The organism is Bradyrhizobium liaoningense (genome assembly GCF_018130785.1).
GTDB classification, from domain to species: domain Bacteria; phylum Pseudomonadota; class Alphaproteobacteria; order Rhizobiales; family Xanthobacteraceae; genus Bradyrhizobium; species Bradyrhizobium liaoningense_A.
Genome location: NZ_JAFCJT010000017.1, coordinates 68,294 through 84,588 on the forward strand (window position 1 = coordinate 68,294; position 16,295 = coordinate 84,588).

The 16,295-nt window shown below is 64.4% G+C and carries 15 protein-coding genes and 1 pseudogene; 9 read left to right on the plus strand and 7 right to left on the minus strand.

The window, feature by feature from the left end; genetic code table 11:
• Positions 1-138 precede the first annotated feature (138 nt).
• Both JQ627_RS27450 and cynS read left to right on the plus strand, forming a co-directional pair.
• Positions 139-1,707, plus strand: coding sequence for an alpha/beta fold hydrolase (locus JQ627_RS27450; RefSeq protein WP_212487318.1), 1,569 nt, complete (start codon positions 139-141; stop codon positions 1,705-1,707).
• Positions 1,708-1,797: 90 nt separating this feature from the next.
• Positions 1,798-2,286 carry a cyanase gene (gene cynS / locus JQ627_RS27455; RefSeq protein ID WP_212487320.1) on the plus strand — a complete coding sequence of 163 codons (489 nt, stop codon included), beginning with the start codon at positions 1,798-1,800 and terminating at the stop codon, positions 2,284-2,286.
• Positions 2,287-2,346: 60 nt separating this feature from the next.
• On the opposite strand, the gene purB is transcribed toward cynS, so the two are convergent.
• Together purB and JQ627_RS27465 are read right to left on the minus strand one after the other, a co-directional pair.
• On the minus strand, positions 2,347-3,789 hold the full coding sequence (gene purB, locus JQ627_RS27460) for an adenylosuccinate lyase (protein ID WP_212487477.1): 1,443 nt from the start codon (positions 3,787-3,789) through the stop codon (positions 2,347-2,349).
• A 94-nt stretch (positions 3,790-3,883) separates the two neighbouring features.
• Complete coding sequence (locus tag JQ627_RS27465; RefSeq protein WP_212487322.1) at positions 3,884-4,207, minus strand: DUF1476 domain-containing protein; 324 nt, start codon at positions 4,205-4,207, stop codon at positions 3,884-3,886.
• A 329-nt stretch (positions 4,208-4,536) separates the two neighbouring features.
• Between JQ627_RS27465 and purC the strand changes: the two genes are divergently transcribed.
• Complete coding sequence (gene purC / locus JQ627_RS27470; protein ID WP_212487324.1) at positions 4,537-5,304, plus strand: phosphoribosylaminoimidazolesuccinocarboxamide synthase; 768 nt, start codon at positions 4,537-4,539, stop codon at positions 5,302-5,304.
• Positions 5,305-5,319: 15 nt separating this feature from the next.
• Positions 5,320-5,562 (plus strand): phosphoribosylformylglycinamidine synthase subunit PurS, encoded by a 243-nt coding sequence (gene purS / locus JQ627_RS27475; protein ID WP_128950927.1) that lies wholly within the window; start codon positions 5,320-5,322, stop codon positions 5,560-5,562.
• Between the two features lie 49 nt (positions 5,563-5,611).
• Here the strand turns inward: purS and JQ627_RS27480 are convergent, their stop codons facing one another.
• On the minus strand, positions 5,612-6,628 hold the full coding sequence (locus JQ627_RS27480) for a magnesium and cobalt transport protein CorA (RefSeq protein ID WP_212487326.1): 1,017 nt from the start codon (positions 6,626-6,628) through the stop codon (positions 5,612-5,614).
• 167 nt (positions 6,629-6,795) lie between these two features.
• Here JQ627_RS27480 and purQ point away from each other — a divergent pair, with 167 nt between their 5' ends.
• The 3 genes and pseudogenes from purQ to JQ627_RS27495 form a co-directional block, all read left to right on the plus strand.
• Entirely contained in the window at positions 6,796-7,497 is a 702-nt protein-coding gene (purQ, locus tag JQ627_RS27485) for a phosphoribosylformylglycinamidine synthase subunit PurQ (RefSeq protein ID WP_212487328.1), read from the plus strand.
• Entirely contained in the window at positions 7,494-8,483 is a 990-nt protein-coding gene (locus JQ627_RS27490; protein WP_212487330.1) for a tripartite tricarboxylate transporter substrate binding protein BugD, read from the plus strand. The genes purQ and JQ627_RS27490 overlap by 4 nt, the downstream gene beginning before the upstream one ends.
• A gap of 71 nt (positions 8,484-8,554) precedes the next feature.
• Positions 8,555-8,908, plus strand: a pseudogene (locus JQ627_RS27495) (hypothetical protein); the annotation flags it as partial.
• Positions 8,909-8,986: 78 nt separating this feature from the next.
• On the opposite strand, the gene JQ627_RS27500 reads toward JQ627_RS27495, so the two are convergent.
• On the minus strand, positions 8,987-10,867 hold the full coding sequence (locus JQ627_RS27500; RefSeq protein ID WP_212487332.1) for a TRAP transporter large permease subunit: 1,881 nt from the start codon (positions 10,865-10,867) through the stop codon (positions 8,987-8,989).
• Positions 10,864-11,886 carry a TRAP transporter substrate-binding protein gene (locus JQ627_RS27505; RefSeq protein ID WP_212487335.1) on the minus strand — a complete coding sequence of 341 codons (1,023 nt, stop codon included), beginning with the start codon at positions 11,884-11,886 and terminating at the stop codon, positions 10,864-10,866. Before JQ627_RS27505 ends, JQ627_RS27500 begins: the two co-directional genes overlap by 4 nt.
• Positions 11,887-12,169: 283 nt before the next feature.
• On the opposite strand from JQ627_RS27505, the gene JQ627_RS27510 reads away from it, so the two are divergent.
• On the plus strand, positions 12,170-13,060 hold the full coding sequence (locus tag JQ627_RS27510; RefSeq protein WP_212487337.1) for a LysR substrate-binding domain-containing protein: 891 nt from the start codon (positions 12,170-12,172) through the stop codon (positions 13,058-13,060).
• Positions 13,061-13,270: 210 nt separating this feature from the next.
• On the plus strand, positions 13,271-14,626 hold the full coding sequence (locus tag JQ627_RS27515; protein ID WP_212487339.1) for an NAD(P)H-dependent oxidoreductase: 1,356 nt from the start codon (positions 13,271-13,273) through the stop codon (positions 14,624-14,626).
• A 64-nt stretch (positions 14,627-14,690) separates the two neighbouring features.
• Here the strand turns inward: JQ627_RS27515 and JQ627_RS27520 are convergent, their stop codons facing one another.
• Complete coding sequence (locus tag JQ627_RS27520) at positions 14,691-15,650, minus strand: DMT family transporter (RefSeq protein WP_212487341.1); 960 nt, start codon at positions 15,648-15,650, stop codon at positions 14,691-14,693.
• A 75-nt stretch (positions 15,651-15,725) separates the two neighbouring features.
• Positions 15,726-16,205 (minus strand): PaaI family thioesterase, encoded by a 480-nt coding sequence (locus JQ627_RS27525; RefSeq protein ID WP_028147494.1) that lies wholly within the window; start codon positions 16,203-16,205, stop codon positions 15,726-15,728.
• Positions 16,206-16,295: the final 90 nt, after the last annotated feature.

Below are 16,295 nucleotides of genomic sequence, written 5' to 3' on the forward strand. Positions count from 1 at the left end.
ATTGTGCCTGATACAGCGGTGCCGCATGCACGAGCCTGAACCGCTTGCCGGCGGTCAGGCTCGATCTGGCCAGACTGCTAGCGCTGGACCGTCCCCTGCGCGTCCCCCGGGGACGCCGGCCGGGGAAAGAGGATTTCCATGACGGCTTTTTCGCTGGGGACGTTCGGGTTCCCGGAGATCCACGCCGACGGGCGTCCCATCAAGCTGAACCTGCGCAAGGGTCTTGCGCTGCTGGTCTATCTCGCCGAGGCCAAGGGCACCGTCGCGCGTGACGTCATGGCCACGCTGCTGTGGCCGGAGACGGCCCGAGAGACCAGTCTCGCTCGGTTGCGGCGCCTGCTTCACCGTGTCGAGCTTACGCTCGGTCAGCCGGTTTTTGAGACCGATCGCACCAGCTTGCGATGGTCTCCGGAGGTCGAGCTGAAGATCGACTCGCATCAGTTCGAGAGTGCCTGCGATCGCGGTGCGTTTGAAGCGGCCTGCCGGATTTATCGCGGTGACTTCCTCGCGGGCTTCTCTCCGGAGGACTCTTCCGAATTCGACGACTGGGCGTTTTTCCGCCGCGAGGCACTGCGGGGACGGCTCGTGCATGCACTCGAACGTCTGGTGCAGGACAAGAATGCCGCGGGCGATCATGTCGCTGCGACGTTGCATGCGGGCCATCTGGTCGAGCTCGATCCGCTCAGCGAAGTCTACGGCCGGCATCTGATCCGCAGCCTCCTGCTGGCCGGCGACCGAAGCGCGGCGGAACGGCACCACGCGGCGCTGACTCAGCGGCTGCGCGACGAGCTTGGGGTCGCGCCGGAAGCTGAGACCGAGGCGATCATGAGTCCTGCGGCGGCCGCCCTGCGCGATGCTGTTCCGGCGACGCGCTACGTCAAGGGCTCAGGTGTTCATCTGGCCTATCAGACCTATGGAAGTGGCCCGCTCGATATCCTGGTCATGCCCGGCTTCGTGTCGCATGTGGAACGCGCTTGGGAGAACCCCGCGAGCCGGACGTTTCTGGCCTCATTGATGAAGCTTGGACGCCTGATCGTTTTCGATCGCCGCGGCATCGGTCTGTCCGACCGGGTCGGATCGGCCCCTGGCATCGACGTCACCGCGGAGGATATCGGCACCGTGCTGCGGGCGGTGGACTCGCGCCGCGTCGTGCTGTTCGGTGCGTCCGAATGCGGGCCGGCCTGCATCAAATTCGCGGTCGATGACGACAGCCGCGTGGCCGGGCTCATTCTGTTCGGCGCGCTGGCCAAGGGCTGCTGGTCAGAGGACTATCCGCACGCGCTACGCGCCAGCCAGTACGACGCCTGGAGCAAGCACCTGATTGCGCAATGGGGCGGCCCGGTGGGGATCGAAGCCTTCGCGCCGAGCCTCGCCAATGATCCCCAGGCGCGCGCCTGGTGGGCTGGTCTATTGCGCGCGGCGTCCAGTCCCGGCGGCATCTCGGCCGTGCTCGAAGCGTTTCGCGACGCCGACGTGCGGCACCTCCTGCCGCAGATTGCCGTGCCGACGCTGGTGCTGCACCGGCGGGACGACAAGGCGGTGCGGATCGCGGCCGGCCGCGATATCGCGAGCCGGATTGCCGGCGCAGAATTCGTCGAGCTCGACGGCAATGACCATTGGTTCTTTGCCGGCGATCAGCAGCCGGTGCTCGCGGCGATCAAGCGATTCACGGAGGCTTTGCCGCGCGAGGGGAGGTCGAGGCGGTGAAGCCTTGAGCCTCATTTATTGGCACGTTTCGTGCCTCCCAAAGCGGCACGAAACGACCTGACACGATGCCTGGCGAAGGGAGACCCTGACATGAAACGCGAAGACCTCACCGAAAAGCTGCTCGACATCAAGCGCGAGAAGGGCTGGAGCTGGAAGCACATCTGCGACAAGATTGGCGGCTATTCCGAAGTGCTGATCGTTGGCGCGATCCTCGGCCAGATGAAGCTGACGAAACCGCAAGCCGCCAATGCCGGCGAGCTGTTCGGCCTGTCGAAGGCCGAGACCGCGATGCTCAACGAGGTGCCGATGCGCGGCACCGGCACGCCGATGCCGCCGACCGATCCCCTGATCTATCGCTTCTACGAGATGGTGATGGTCAACGGTCCGGCGTGGAAGGCGCTGATCGAGGAGGAATTCGGCGACGGCATCATGTCGGCGATCGACTTCGACATGGCCATGGAGCGCGTCGCCAACCCGAAGGGTGACCGCGTCAAGATCACCATGAGCGGCAAGTTTTTGCCGTACAAATATTACGGCGCCAGCGGCAACGTGCCGGAATATGGCTTCAAGGAAGAGTAAGAGGGCGAATGGCGAGTTCGAGTAGCGAATGGATTTTTCCAATTCGCTACTCACTATTCGCTACAAAATCGCGCCCGGCATGTAGCTGGCCGCTTCGGGATTGGCCTTGGCCAGAGCGTCAACCCGCTCGCCGAAGTAATCGACCTGAGCGCCGGCGTCGCCCGAATTGGCGCGGCCGTGATCGAGCACGCGCTGCAACTCGGCCTCGCTCAGGCCGAGACGCTGATCAGCGGCGAGGCGCTGCAAAAGGTCATTCTGCACGATCTTGCCGGTGCGCAGGTCGCGGATGGCCGCGACGGCGTGTTCCTTGATCGCCTCGTGCGCGCCTTCGCGGCCGGCACCCTTCTTCACCGCTTCCATCATCACCGTGGTGGTCAGCAGGAAGGGCAGGTAGCGGTTGAGCTCGGTTGCGACGACGGCGTCGAAAATTTCCATCTGGTCGAGCACCGAGAGCAGGGTTTCGAGCAGGCCGTCCATGGCGAGGAAGGTATCGGGCAGCATGACGCGACGGACGACGGAGCAGGAGACATCGCCCTCGTTCCACTGGTCGCCGGCAAGGCCTGCGGCCATGGCGAGATAGCCCTTCAGCACCACATGCAGGCCGTTGATGCGCTCACAGGAGCGGCTGTTCATCTTGTGCGGCATGGCGGACGAGCCGACCTGGCCCTTCGCAAAGCCTTCGCTGGCGAGCTCGTGGCCGGCCATCAGGCGCAACGTCTTGGCGAAGCTGCCCGGACCGCTGGCGAGATCGACGAGCACGCTGACCGCACGGAAGTCGAGGCTGCGCGGATAGACCTGGCCGACGGCATCGAAACTCTTGGGCAGGCCGAGGTGGACCAGGATGCGCTGTTCGAGCGCACGGGCCTTGCCGGCATCGCCATTGAACAGGGTGATCTGGTCGAGCCGCGTGCCGACCGCGCCCTTCAGGCCGCGCGCGGGATAGGTGTCGAGCACATTGACGAGGCTCTGATGCGCCAGCAGCATCTCTTCGCCGAACATGGCGATGCGCTTGCCGAGCGTCGTGACCTGCGCGGCCACGTTGTGCGTGCGTGCCGTGAACGGCATGTCGCGCAATTGCTTCGCGTGTCTCGCAAAACGGATCAGCGCGGCGATGCTCTTGGTCTCGATGAGCTGGAGTCCACGGTAGACCTGCAGCTGCTCCACGTTCTCGGTGAGGTCGCGGCTGGTCATGCCCTTGTGCAGGTGCTCGTGACCGGCGAGTTCGCAGAACTCCTCGATGCGCGCCTTGACGTCGTGGCGGGTGATGCGCTCGCGGCGCATGATGGACTCGAGGTTGACCTGGTCCTTCACGCGTTCGTAGCTTTCGATCACGCCATCCGGCACCGGAATGCCGAGATCGCGCTGACCCTTCAGCACCGCGATCCAGTAGTCGCGTTCGAGGCGAACCTTGCCTTCGCCGCTCCAGATGGCGCGCATGGCGGGCGAGGCATAGCGTTCGGCGAGGACGTTTGAGATGTGATCTTGGGTCTTATCCTGGGACATGCCGCTCATTTGGCATTGCCCGGGGCCGGCTGCAAGCTGTTATGGAGGGAGCGGCGAGCGGGATGACCATCGCCGTTCGCCACTCCCTTTTGGCTTATTTCCCTGCCTTCACCTCGGCAGCCGCCACGGCGATCAGTTCGCTCATCTTGGCGCGAATCGCCTGCTCGGTGATGGCGACGTTCCTGGCGGCGAAATCGGCCATGACCTTGCGCAGGACGTCGGCATCGCCGGCCTCCTCGAAATCGGCCGCGACCACCTCCTTGGCGTAGGCGGTGGCGGCCTCGCCGGTGATGCCGAGCTTCTCGGCGGCCCAAAGGCCGAGCAGCCGGTTGCGGCGGGCTTCCGCCTTGAATTTCTGCTCCTCGTCGAGGGCGAACTTCTTCTCGAAGCCTTCCTCGCGCTTGTCCAAAGTGCTCATGCCTTTTCCAATTCCCTGCTGACTGGACCCGGCGACCCTCGTTGCGACGGCCCCGGCGCATGCCTAGATAGGGGGCACGAATCGGCAAAACAACGAGCCGTTAAGCCGCAGGCAAGACGGTATAAGTTGATGCCGGACGGCCGGATCGATTGTGCTGGGACAGCCAATCGGATAGGTTGCCTGAAGGCTTGGTTCCCGTTCTGTTTCCTTGGTCTTTCCTTGGGTTCCAGATGGGTTCCCGGCCGTTCACGGCAGCTCCGCTGTGGGTCGTAACCTGGTAACCGGAGCACACCAAATACATGGATTTCAACAAAACACGGTACATCCCCATGAGCCGTCGGCGTCGTATTTATGAAGGCAAGGCAAAGGTTCTGTATGAAGGTCCCGAGCCCGGTACCCTGATTCAGCACTTCAAGGATGACGCCACCGCGTTCAATGCGAAAAAGCATCAGGTGATCGAGGGCAAGGGTGTCCTCAACAACCGGATCTCGGAGTACCTGTTTCAGCACCTCAACGACATCGGGGTGCCGACCCATTTCATCCGCCGCCTCAACATGCGCGAGCAGTTGATTCGCGAGGTCGAGATCGTGCCGCTGGAAGTGGTGGTGCGGAACGTTGCCGCCGGCTCGCTGTCGCAGCGCCTCGGCATCGAGGAGGGCACGCAGCTGCCCCGTTCGATCATCGAATTCTATTACAAGAACGATCAGCTCAATGACCCCATGGTGTCGGAAGAGCACATCACCGCCTTCGGCTGGGCCACGCCGCAGGAGATCGACGACATCATGGCGCTCGCCATCCGCGTCAACGACTTCCTCACCGGTCTCTTCCTCGGCATCGGCATCCGCCTCGTCGACTTCAAGATGGAGTGCGGCCGGCTGTTCGAGAACGAGATGATGCGCATCATCGTCGCCGACGAGATCTCGCCGGATAGCTGCCGTCTGTGGGACATCAAGTCGAACGAGAGGCTCGACAAGGACCGTTTCCGCAGGGATCTCGGTGGCCTGCTCGAGGCTTACACGGAAGTCGCCAAGCGCCTCGGCATCCTCATGGAGAACGAGCGTCCGCAGGGCACCGGTCCGGTGCTGGTGAAGAGCTAAAGAGGATTTTTTGACGTGAAGGCACGTGTCACCGTTACCCTGAAGACGGGCATCCTCGATCCGCAGGGCAAGGCCATCGAAGGCGCGCTGAAGTCGCTCGGCGTCGACGGCGTCGCCAGCGTCCGCCAGGGCAAGGTGTTCGACATCGAGCTTGCCGGTGCCGACAAGGCCAAGGCCGAAGCGGCGCTGAAGGACGCCGCCGACAAGCTGCTGGCGAACACTGTGATCGAGAATTATGCGATCGAGATGAAAGCATAAGGGTAGGCAAATGCCCGACGTGGCGGTCCGCTAAAGTCGGACCGGCGCGTCACAGCCATCCGACGCGGCGGAAACGCCAGTACAGCGCGCCGCACGCGATCAGCATCACGCCGAGCAGCATGTAATAGCCGTACTCCCATTCCAGCTCCGGCATGTGCTTGAAGTTCATGCCGTAGATGCCTGCAAGCGCGGTCGGGATAGCGATGATGGCGAGCCACGAGGCGAGCCTCTTGGAGACCGCCGTCTCCTGCGCCTGTCCGACCAGCAGGCTCGCCTCGAAGGCAAAGGCCAGCACCTCGCGCATGGAATCGATGCGCTCCTGGATGTTCCTGACGTGGTCGGTGACGTCGCGGAACAGCGGCTGCATCGTCGCGCGCACCATCGAAAGCTCGTCATGCTCGAGGCGGCGGCAGACTTCCACCAGCGGGCCGATCGCGGTCCTGAGCCGCAACAGGTCGCGGCGCAGCATGTAGAGCCGCTCGATCTGCCCCTTGCTGATCGGTTTGGAGAGCACGTCGTCCTCGATGCCCTCGACCTCCTCGTCGATGCTCTCCAGCACGGGCGAGTAGTTGTCGACGATGAAATCGAGGATGGCGTAGAGGATGTAGTCCTCGCCGCGCGCAAGCGCCCGCGGGCAGCTTTCACAGCGTTCGCGCACCGGCGTGTAGGACGTCGAGGCGCCATGGCGCACAGAGACCAGATAGCCTTCGCCGACGAAGATGTGCGTCTCGCCGAAGGTGATCCTGCCCTCGATCAGTTGCGCCGTCCGCGCCACGATGAACAGGGCCTCGCCATATTGCTCGATCTTCGGCCGCTGATGGGCGTTGTTGGCGTCCTCGATGGCAAGGTCGTGCAGGTCGAACTGCTTCTGCACGGCGCCGAGCAGTGCCATGTCAGGCTCGTGCAGCCCGATCCACACCACATGGCCGGGCTTGGCCCGCCAACTCGAAGCCTCGCTGATGGCGATATTGGCGACACGCCGGCCGTCGACATAGGCGCCGGCAGCGATGACGCCCTGAGCGGACACCGGTTCGGAGGGGGAGGCGGGCCGCGACGGGACGTTCATGGCTTCAATCCCGGGCAAGATCGTCAGGCAAGAGTGCCGAGGCTATGGCCTGTGTACAAGGCCGCCCGGCGAGGCTAGCACTGGTAAAATCCCCGTCAAATGGCTATGTCTCTTCACGATTTGGCCCTCTGGCCAGCCCGATTCCCATCACCGTCGGAACCCGAACCATGAAGGCCGCCATCCTCGTCTTTCCCGGAATCAACCGCGAGCGCGACATGGCGCGCGCATTGAGGCTGATCTCCGGCAGCGAGCCCGCAATGGTCTGGCACGCCGAGACCTCGCTGCCCGCGGGCACCGATCTCGTCGTGGTGCCGGGCGGCTTCTCCTACGGCGATTATCTGCGCTGTGGCGCCATCGCAGCCCGGTCGCCGGTGATGGACGCGGTGCGCGACTATGCGGCCAAGGGCGGTCTCGTGCTCGGCGTCTGCAACGGTTTTCAGATCCTCTGCGAAGCCGGCCTGCTGCCCGGCGTCCTGATGCGCAACGCGCGGCTGAAATTTATCTGCAAGGACGTGCATCTGCGCGTCGAGCGTTCCGATACGCCGTTCACCCGCGGCTACAATGCGGGGCAGGTCATCCGCGTGCCGGTCGCCCATGGCGAAGGCAATTACGAAGCGGATGAAGAGACCATCAAGCGGCTCGAAGGCGAGGGCCGGGTGCTCTATCGGTACTGCTCCGCTGAAGGCGTCGTGGACGAAGCCCACAACATCAACGGCGCGGCGCAATCCATCGCCGGAATCGTCAACGACAGGGGCAACGTGCTCGGCATGATGCCGCACCCGGAGAACCACGTCGAAGATATCATGGGCTGCACCGACGGCCGCGGCCTGTTCGCCGGCCTCACCGCCCATCTGGAAAAGGCCGCGTGATCTCGTTTCTGTTGAAGCGGTCTCTCGCCGCGATCGCGGTACTGTCGCTCGCGACATTTTCGCTCGCGACCGTTGCATTCGCGCAGGATTTCCCCAAGCGCCCGATCACCATGATCGTGCCGTTCGCAGCCGGCGGCACGTCGGACGTGATCGCGCGCACGGTCGCCGAGCAGATGGGTATCGCGCTCGGCCAGACCATCGTGATCGAGAACGTCGCCGGCGCCGGCGGCTCGACCGCGCTGGCGCGGGCCTCCCGCGCCGAGCCTGACGGTTACACCATCGCGATCGGCAACGCCGGCACCAATGCCGCGACCTACACGATCTATCCAAAGCTGCCGTTCACGCCGGAATCCTTCGTGCCGATCGCCATGGTGGCGAAGACGTTCGGCATCATCGCGCTGCGCAAGGATTTTCCCGCGAAGGACCTGAAAGAGTTCATCGCCTACGCCAAGGCCAACCCGGGCAGGATCAATCTCGGCCATGCCGGGGTCGGCTCGTCGAACTACCTCATTTGCAAAAGCTTCGTGACGGCCGCCGGCATCGATGCGACGCTGGTCGGCTATCGTGGCGCGGCGCCCGCGCTCACTGACGCGGTCGGCAGCCAGATCGACGGCGTCTGCGACGCCGCCGCCTCGGTCTCGCAGTCGATCAACGAGAGGCTGGTGCGAGGGCTCGTGGTTGGCTCGACCGTGCGGCTGGGCACGCTGCCCGATCTGCCGACGTCTGCCGAAGCAGGCCTGCCGGACTTCGAGGCGCAGGGCTGGAATGGCCTGTTCGCACCCAAGGGCACGCCGCCGGCCATCATCGCCAAGCTGAATGCAGCCGCGCGCACCGCCGTGGAAACCGACGCAGTGAAGAAGCGTTTTGCCGATCTGTCGACCGTTGCGCCCGATCCCGACGAGCATACGCCCGAGGTGCTCCAGAAGCTCGTGACGCGCGACGTCGAGAAGTACCGGAAGATGCTGGCGGACGACGCCAAGCAATAGCCGCGCTTTGGCTGCGATCTCATGAACCTCAATCGCATTTGAGACGACTGGCTCCTCGTCGCCATCAAGGCGTGCGTCCGGGGTCGCTGATTTCTGCGGACGCGTCGCGAACCGGGCGATTGCGGCCCTGGGCTTACATCATCCTGCTGGTGCCGATGATGGGCGCGCTCGCCTATATCGCGGTCGAGCTCATCCCGGAATGGTTTTCCAGCCCCGGCGCGCGGCAGGCGCGCCAACGCGTCGCCAACCGGCTCGATCCGGCGAAGCGCTACCGCGAGCTGTCCGACAGGCTGGCTGTCACCGATACCATCGCCAATCGCGCGGCGCTGGCCGAGGAGTGCGCGAAGATCGGGCGCTACGGTGAAGCCGAGCAGCATTACGATCATACTCTGGCGCTGCCGATGGGCCACGATCCCGCCTATGCCACACCGCCGGTCAGCACCGAGAAGCAGATTTCGACCTAAACGGGCATGCCAGGCGGAAATGGCTTCAGGTCGGAAATCTCATAGAAACACCAGCGATATCCAGGGCACAAAGGTGATCAGCAAGAGGCCCAGGAACAACCAGGCGAGATAGATCCAGATCCGGCGCATGCCGGCATCCGGCGACACGCCGCCGATGCTGCAGGCGGCGTAATAGCAGAGGCCGAATGGCGGTGCGAACAGGCCGAGGCCCATCGCCAGGATCACCACCATCGCATAGTGCACCTCGTTGATGCCGAACGTTGCTGCGACCGGAAACAGCAGCGGGCCGAACAGCACGATGGCGGGAATGCCCTCCAGCACGCTGCCGAGCACGATGAAGGCGACCACCGAGATCAGCAGGAAGCCGTAAGCCCCGCCCGGCACGCCGGCCATGCGCGCGGCGAGATCATGCGAGAAGCCAGATTGCGCCAGTGCCCAGGCCATCGCGCTCGCGGCGCCCACAATGAACAGGATCGAGCCGGACAGCGAGGCGGTCTGCACCAGCATCGGCAGCACGTTCTTCCAGACCAGGCTGCCGCGATAGATGATCAGGCCGAGCACGAGGCAATAGGCGATGCCGATGGTCGAGACTTCGGTGGCGGTCGCGTAGCCCTCGACCACCGCGCTGCGGATCAGGAACGGCAGGGCCAGCGCCGGCAACGCCGCCCACAGCGTCCTTGCGACGACCGACATGGGGGCGCGCGCGACCTTGAGCGTGGCGTTCTCCTCGGTGCCCGCCCGATAGCGCGCGACGAAGGCCAGCACAATCGCCAGCACGATCCCCGGCAGGATGCCGGCGGTGAACAGTGCCGCGATCGACACGCCGGTGACGGAGGCGATCGCGATCAGAACGATCGACGGCGGAATGGTCTCGCTCATCGCGCCGGACGCCGCGAGCAGCGAGACCAGCTCGCCATCCTTCATGCCGCGCTTGCGCATCTCGGGAAACAGCACCGGCGCGATCGCCGCCATGTCGGCGGTCTTGGAGCCGGAGATGCCCGAGACAAGCAGCATGGCGCCCAACATCACGTAGGATAGCCCGCCGCGGACATGGCCGAGCACAGAGGCGAGGAACGCGACCATGACGCGCGCCATGCCGGTTTGCTCGACCAGTTGTCCGAGCAGCACGAACAGCGGCACCGCGAGCAGGATCAGCGAGCTCATGCCCTCGTCGATCCGCCCGACCACGACCAGCAGCGGCGTCCGTGTCGTGGTCAGCAGGAAAGCGACGGTCGCAAGACAGAAGGAAAACGCGATCGGCACGCCCGCCATCACGGCGCAGCCGAGCAGGCCGACGAAGAAGATCAGCAGGTTCCAGTTGCCGAGCAGCTTCAGCGAGGGACCTGCGAGATAGAGCACGCCGGCAATCGCCGCGAACAAGACGGCCACGCCAAGCAGGTCCTTCGCCGACCGCTTGACGAGGGTGAGGCAGATGCTGGCGAGCGCGATGACGCAGCCGACCGGGATCGCTGCCGCGCGGACCATGCCGGACCAACCGAGCGCCGGCGTCTCGACGAAGGCCTGGTCCTCCACATAATCCAGCGCCGGGTGCAGGATGATCGCGAGGAACAGCGCAACCCCGCCGGCAGCGAGCGTCGAGGCGAAGGCCTCCGCACGCGGCGACAGATACGACGTGAAGAAGGTCAGGCGCATATGCGCCGAGCGCTGCACGGCGATCGCGCTGCCGAGCATCGCCAGCCACAGGAACAGGATGGAGGCGAGTTCGTCCGACCAGATGATGGGCCGGTGGAAGATTCCGCGCGCGACGATGCCCGCGAACAGGATGACCACCTCGGCGACCACGGCGATCGCGGCCGGGATCTCCACCAGCCAGCGCAGCGACTGCTCCAGCCAGCGTCCGCGCAGCGCCTGAGCCTCGCCGAGCGTCGCCGTGTCCTGCATGCCGATCGCAGCGCTCATGCCAGTGCTCCGGCCGCGGCCTCCAGAATCTTCCAATTGTCCTCGCCGAACTTGCCGCGCCATTCCTTGTAGAAGCCGGCGGCTGACAGCCCCTTGCGGAAGGCCTCCTTGTCGGAGGCCTCGAAAGTGATGCCCTTGGCGGTCAGCTGGTCCTTCAGCGTCAGATTGAGCTTCGCGGTGTCCGCGCGCTGCTCCATCGCCGCCTGGTCGAATTCACGACGTACGATCGCCTGCAATTCGTCGGGCAGCGCCTTCACCGAGCGACGGTTGCCGAGAATGAAGAACGGATCCCAGATGTGGTTGGTCTCGGAGATGTATTTCTGCACCTCGTAGATCTTGCCGGCCTCGATGGTGACGAGTCCGTTCTCCTGGCCGTCGACCAGATGGGTCTGGAGGGCCGTGTACAATTCGTTGAAGTTGATCGAGGTCGGGTTGGCGCCGAGCGACTTGAACAGCGAGGTGAAGATCGGCGATACCGGCACGCGGATGCGGTAACTGGCGAGATCGGCCGGAGTCTTGATGGGCCTGGTGAACGACGAAATCTGCCGGAACGTGTTGTCGGCGGGCTTGGCCATCACCAGCGCGCCGGTCTTCTCGATCTGGGTTGCGATCAGCTTGCCGAGGTCGCCGTCCATCGCGTTCCAGACCTGGCTATAGTCGGAGAACGCGAAGCCGACATTGGCGATGCCGGCGATCGGCGCCACCGTCGACAGCACAGAGCCCGCGATGTTGAGGAAGTCGACGCCGCCGCTGCGGATCTGGGTCAAGAGGTCGGTGTCCGAGCCGAGCTGCGAGGCGGGAAAGAACTTGATCTCCAGCCGGCCGCCGCTCGCTTCCCTGATCCGCTTCACGGCCTGATCGAGACGGGTGTTGATCGGCTGCGTCAGCGATTGGCCGGTGGCGAGCTTGTATTCGAACTCCGCTGCCTGCGCCGGCCTGGTGCGGATCGCGACCAGTGGAACGGCGGCGGCCGCCACCATGAAGTTGCGGCGTGAAATCCTGTGGACCTTGCCCGACATCGTTAGTCCTCCCTGATGGTCTCATGCGGCGCCTTTATCGGCGCACGTGCGCGTTGCCGCGCGCAGGCGTTGCTGCGCCGGTGTCGTCAAAATCGCTTGTCTGGTGAAAGGGCTTGAGCCTTGCGTTCCTTCCCCCGGGCGAACCGGCGCTTTGCGCGGTCCTGTTTCCTCGTCGGCACCCGTCTGTCGCGGGTTGCCTTTGAGCCTGAAGCCTAGATCGCTGGTCATGCAGGACAATTGAATTATATTCGTCGTCACTTTAGCTGGCCTAAAAGGTTTCCTGATGCAGATCCCGTTTCGCGCCATTATCGTCTTCCACGCCGTGGCGCGCGCGGGCAGCATTTCCCGTGCGGCGGATGAATTGCGGGTGACGCCGTCGGCCGTCAGCCAGCAGATCCAGGCGCTGGAGCTGCATCTCGGCACGGCGCTGACCTCGCGGGTCGGGCGCAACATCACGCTGACCGAGGCCGGCGAGCGCTATTTCGAGATGATCAGCCGCGAGATCGAGCACGTTACCGACGTCACGCAGCATGTCCGCGGCATCCGCTCCGCCACGACATTGACGGTGCGTGCCGCGCCGAGCGTGTCGAGCAAATGGCTGCTGCCGCGGCTTGCGAGCTTCGTTGACGCCCATCCGGACATCGAGTTGCGGCTCGACGGCACCAATGAGCCGACCGATTTCCGTAAGGAGAACGTCGACCTTGAGATCCGCCACGGCGAAGGCGGCTGGGCGGGCCTGTTCGTGGAAAGCCTCGGCAAGGAGCGATTCTTTCCACTGTGCGCGCCCTCGGCCTTTGCGCCGGGCAGTCTTTCCGCCCAAGACCTGCTCAAGCACCGGCTGATCCATTCGGTGAAATCGCAGATGCAATGGCCGCGCTGGTTCACAGAGGCCGGTATCGAGCCAACGGAACGCTGGAAGCGAGTGCTGTTCGACCGCAGCCACATGGCGATCGATGCGGCTGTCGACGGCCTCGGCATTGGGCTGGAGAGCGAGCTGCTGGCCTGGCGCGAATTACGCGACGGCCGCCTGGTTTGCCCCGTGAGGAACCCGCCGGAGGTCGCGCTGACCACGCAGTGGATCGTCTGCCCGCACGGTCATCTGCGCCACCGCAAGACCCGTACCTTCCTCGACTGGTTGCGCGGGGAGCGCGACGCCTGGAGCGCGCGCGCATGATCCGGAAAAGTGTGAAGCGGTTTTCCGAGAAAGATCATGCGCAAACCAAGAGCCGAGGCGCGCGGATTGTTTAGCGCGCCTACATCGTCGCGGCAGATAATCTGAATTGCCCTCGGATTCGCCGCTGCCTAACGTTTCCGTACAAGGCGAGCGCGGCCGCACTCACGGCTGCAACAACGCCGTCACCGAGGAACGCTTAAGGAAATCCAGATGAATCTCCATCGCATGCTGCTGGAGCGCAAGGCGGCCGGCAAGCCCGTGACCATTGGCCTGATCGGGGCCGGAAAATTCGGCCTGATGTTCCTATCGCAGGTGCGCCAGACCGACGGCATGCATCTCGTCGGCGTCGCCGACCTGAATACCGCCCGCGCCCGTTCGCAGCTCAAGCTCGGGTGCTGGCCCGAGGAACAATACGCGGCAACGTCGATCGACGACGCGCTCAAGCACGGCCGCACCATCGTCACCGACAACGCCGATGCGCTGATCACCCATCCGGCGATCGAGGTGATCATCGAAGCGACCGGCGATCCCGGCGCCGGCATCCGCTTCGCGATGAAGTCAATCGAGAACGGCAAGCACATCGTGATGGTCAATGTCGAGGCTGACGCCGTCGCAGGTCCGATCCTGGCGCGCAAGGCGAAGCAGGCCGGCGTCGTCTACTCACTCGCCTGGGGCGACCAGCCGGCCCTGATCGCCGATCACGTCGACTGGGCGCGGGCCGCCGGCTTCAAGGTCGTCGCCGCCGGCAAGGGCACGCGCTACCACCCGACCTATCACCAGTCGACGCCGGACACGGTCTGGGACATCCTCGACAAATACATGAAGATTAAGGATCGCAACTCGATCAACCCGAAGATGTTCAACTCCTTCGTCGACGGCACCAAGTCGGGCATCGAGATGACGGCGGTGTGCAATGCGACCGGGCTGCATGCGCAGAGCGAGGGCTTGTCGTTCCCGCCAGCGACGCGGTTCGAGCATGCCGAGATCTGCAAGCCGAAATCCGACGGTGGCATGCTGGAGAAGTCGGGCGTCACCGAGGTCACGTCTTCGGTCTATCGTGACGGCACCGACGTCCCGCAGAGCCTCGTGATGGGGACCTATGTCGTGTTCGAGACCGACAGCGCCTATTCCGAGGAATGCTTCCGCGAATACAGCATGCTGCCGGACAAGACCGGTAAATACGCTTCGCTGTACCGGCCGATCCACATGATCGGGCTCGAGCTTGGTATCTCCGTGGCTTCCGCGGCACTGCGCAAGGAGCCGACCGGTGCGCCGATCGTGTTCAATTCGGACGTCGTCGCGACCGCCAAGCGCAAGCTGAAGGCCGGCGAGATGCTCGACGGCGAGGGCGGCTTCTGCGTCTGGGGCAAGCAGACCCCGGCCGACGCTTCATTGAAGCAGGGCTACCTGCCGCTCGGCCTCGCCCATCATGTCAAGCTCAAGACCGATATCGAGCCGGGTCAACGTCTGAAATGGGAGGACGTGGAGTACGATCCCGATAATCTCGCCGTGCGGGTGCGCCGCGAGATGGAAGCGGCCTTCCGGCAACCAAACATGGCTGCTTGATCGGCGCAATTAAGCGGAGGCAACCGGGATTGCTGGCGGACGATCGCCAAGCAATAGCCTCCGCTTATCGCCACTTCAGCCGTTCCGCCGGCACCGTCATGGCCGCAACGCCGGCCATGACGAGCAATAGCCCCAGCGCGAGGTTCGACGGCACGCTCTCGCCGAGCAGCAGCACGGAGAGACCGACGCCGATCGGAATGCGCAAATAGCCTTGCGCGTTCGTTGTCAGCGTGCCGAGCCGGCCGAGGCAGACGTAGAACAGCATCAGCCCCAGCGCGCTGGAGACGATGCCCATGACGATGGTGGCCACGATCGCCGTCGGCGTCGGATGCAGCGTCCAGGGCTGGTCTATGATCAGCGAGGGCGGCAGCAGCACGAGGCCGCCGAACAGCAGCGAGCCGGTCGCCACCACCATCGGATCGTACTCGGAGAGCCGCAGGCCGAAGATCGTCGCGCAGGCGAAGGAGATGGTGGCGAGCAGGATTGCGATCTCCGCCACGATCTCGCTGCCGAAGCCGCGCAGCGCGTCCAGCCCGACGATGGCGATGGTGCCGGCGAGGCCGAGAATTGCGCCCGCCAGCTTCAACAGCGTCGCGGGCTCATGCCGCGTGATCAGCGAAGTGATCAGGAAGGCGAAGATCGGCGTCGTCGAGGCCAGCACCACCGTGTTCGAGGCCGGGACATATTGCTGCGACCAGGTGATGATCAGGAACGGAAAGGTCGAGTTGATCAGCTGCTGGGTCGCAAACAGCTTCCAGGCCTTCACGTCGGTCGGCAGCTTGACGCCGCGCATCCACAGGATCGCGAACAGGAAGGCGAACGCGATCAGCGAGCGCGCCGAGATGAAGGTGATCGGCGGGATCGTGGGAAGCGCGAGCTTCGCCAGCGGATAGGTCGAGCTCCAGCAGCAGGCGAGCGCGAACAGCAGCGCGTAGTCGCGCCAGTTGCGCGCACCGGTGGCGATGATGGATGGCGACGATGATGCGGCGGCCGCCGTGCGGCCCGACGATGTGCTCTGCGGCACCTTGTTCCTGCTCCCCCGCGCCAAAGCGCTTGCTGCAAGTCTGGGCGAGGGAACGCAAAAAGGGAAGGCGTTGAGCTATGCGTTTGGCTGGAGTGCCGGCTTCCGCTTCACCCGCTTGATCGTCCCCGAGAAGGTAAATAGCGGCCGCCCGGCCGAGGTCAGCTTGCCCCGCAGGAAGATCAGCGAGCCTCCCGCGCGGGACACTTCGCCGACGCATTCGACCAACTCGCCCTCGCGGGCCGCGTCGAGGAAATCGCAGGCGAAATTCGTCGTCACGGCCGGACCATCCAGCTCGTGGGTGGCGATCGCGAACAGGCAATAGTCGGCGAACGCCATGAAGCAGCCGCCATGGACGTTTCCGGAGCCGTTGAGGTGCTTCTTCTCGACCCGGAAGGCCGAGCGGACGCTGCCGTCGTCCTCGATCTTGTGCCAGAACGGGCCGATATGGCTCTCAAAACTGTCGCGAATCCAGGTCCGCCAGCCCGTGAACTCGCCATCGGTGGCGACGTGCAGGTCCGGGCGGCGGGTGGAGGGGACTTTGGTCAATTCGTGCAAGGAAATGGGCCTTCAATTACGGGTCTTTAGTCCTTAAATCCGATCCGTCAGCGCCTTGCAATTCCCGTTCCCGCCGACCGCCTGCCCGCA

Coding starts and splice junctions, on each gene's coding strand:
- purC (WP_212487324.1), top strand. CDS start 4,537: ATGAGCCGTCGGCGTCGTATTTATGAAGGCAAGGCAAAGGTTCTGTAT.
- JQ627_RS27505 (WP_212487335.1), bottom strand. CDS start 11,886: ATGTCGGGCAAGGTCCACAGGATTTCACGCCGCAACTTCATGGTGGCG.
- JQ627_RS27465 (WP_212487322.1), bottom strand. CDS start 4,207: ATGAGCACTTTGGACAAGCGCGAGGAAGGCTTCGAGAAGAAGTTCGCC.
- JQ627_RS27450 (WP_212487318.1), top strand. CDS start 139: ATGACGGCTTTTTCGCTGGGGACGTTCGGGTTCCCGGAGATCCACGCC.
- purB (WP_212487477.1), bottom strand. CDS start 3,789: ATGTCCCAGGATAAGACCCAAGATCACATCTCAAACGTCCTCGCCGAA.
- JQ627_RS27500 (WP_212487332.1), bottom strand. CDS start 10,867: ATGAGCGCTGCGATCGGCATGCAGGACACGGCGACGCTCGGCGAGGCT.
- JQ627_RS27510 (WP_212487337.1), top strand. CDS start 12,170: ATGCAGATCCCGTTTCGCGCCATTATCGTCTTCCACGCCGTGGCGCGC.
- purQ (WP_212487328.1), top strand. CDS start 6,796: ATGAAGGCCGCCATCCTCGTCTTTCCCGGAATCAACCGCGAGCGCGAC.
- cynS (WP_212487320.1), top strand. CDS start 1,798: ATGAAACGCGAAGACCTCACCGAAAAGCTGCTCGACATCAAGCGCGAG.
- JQ627_RS27515 (WP_212487339.1), top strand. CDS start 13,271: ATGAATCTCCATCGCATGCTGCTGGAGCGCAAGGCGGCCGGCAAGCCC.
- JQ627_RS27480 (WP_212487326.1), bottom strand. CDS start 6,628: ATGAACGTCCCGTCGCGGCCCGCCTCCCCCTCCGAACCGGTGTCCGCT.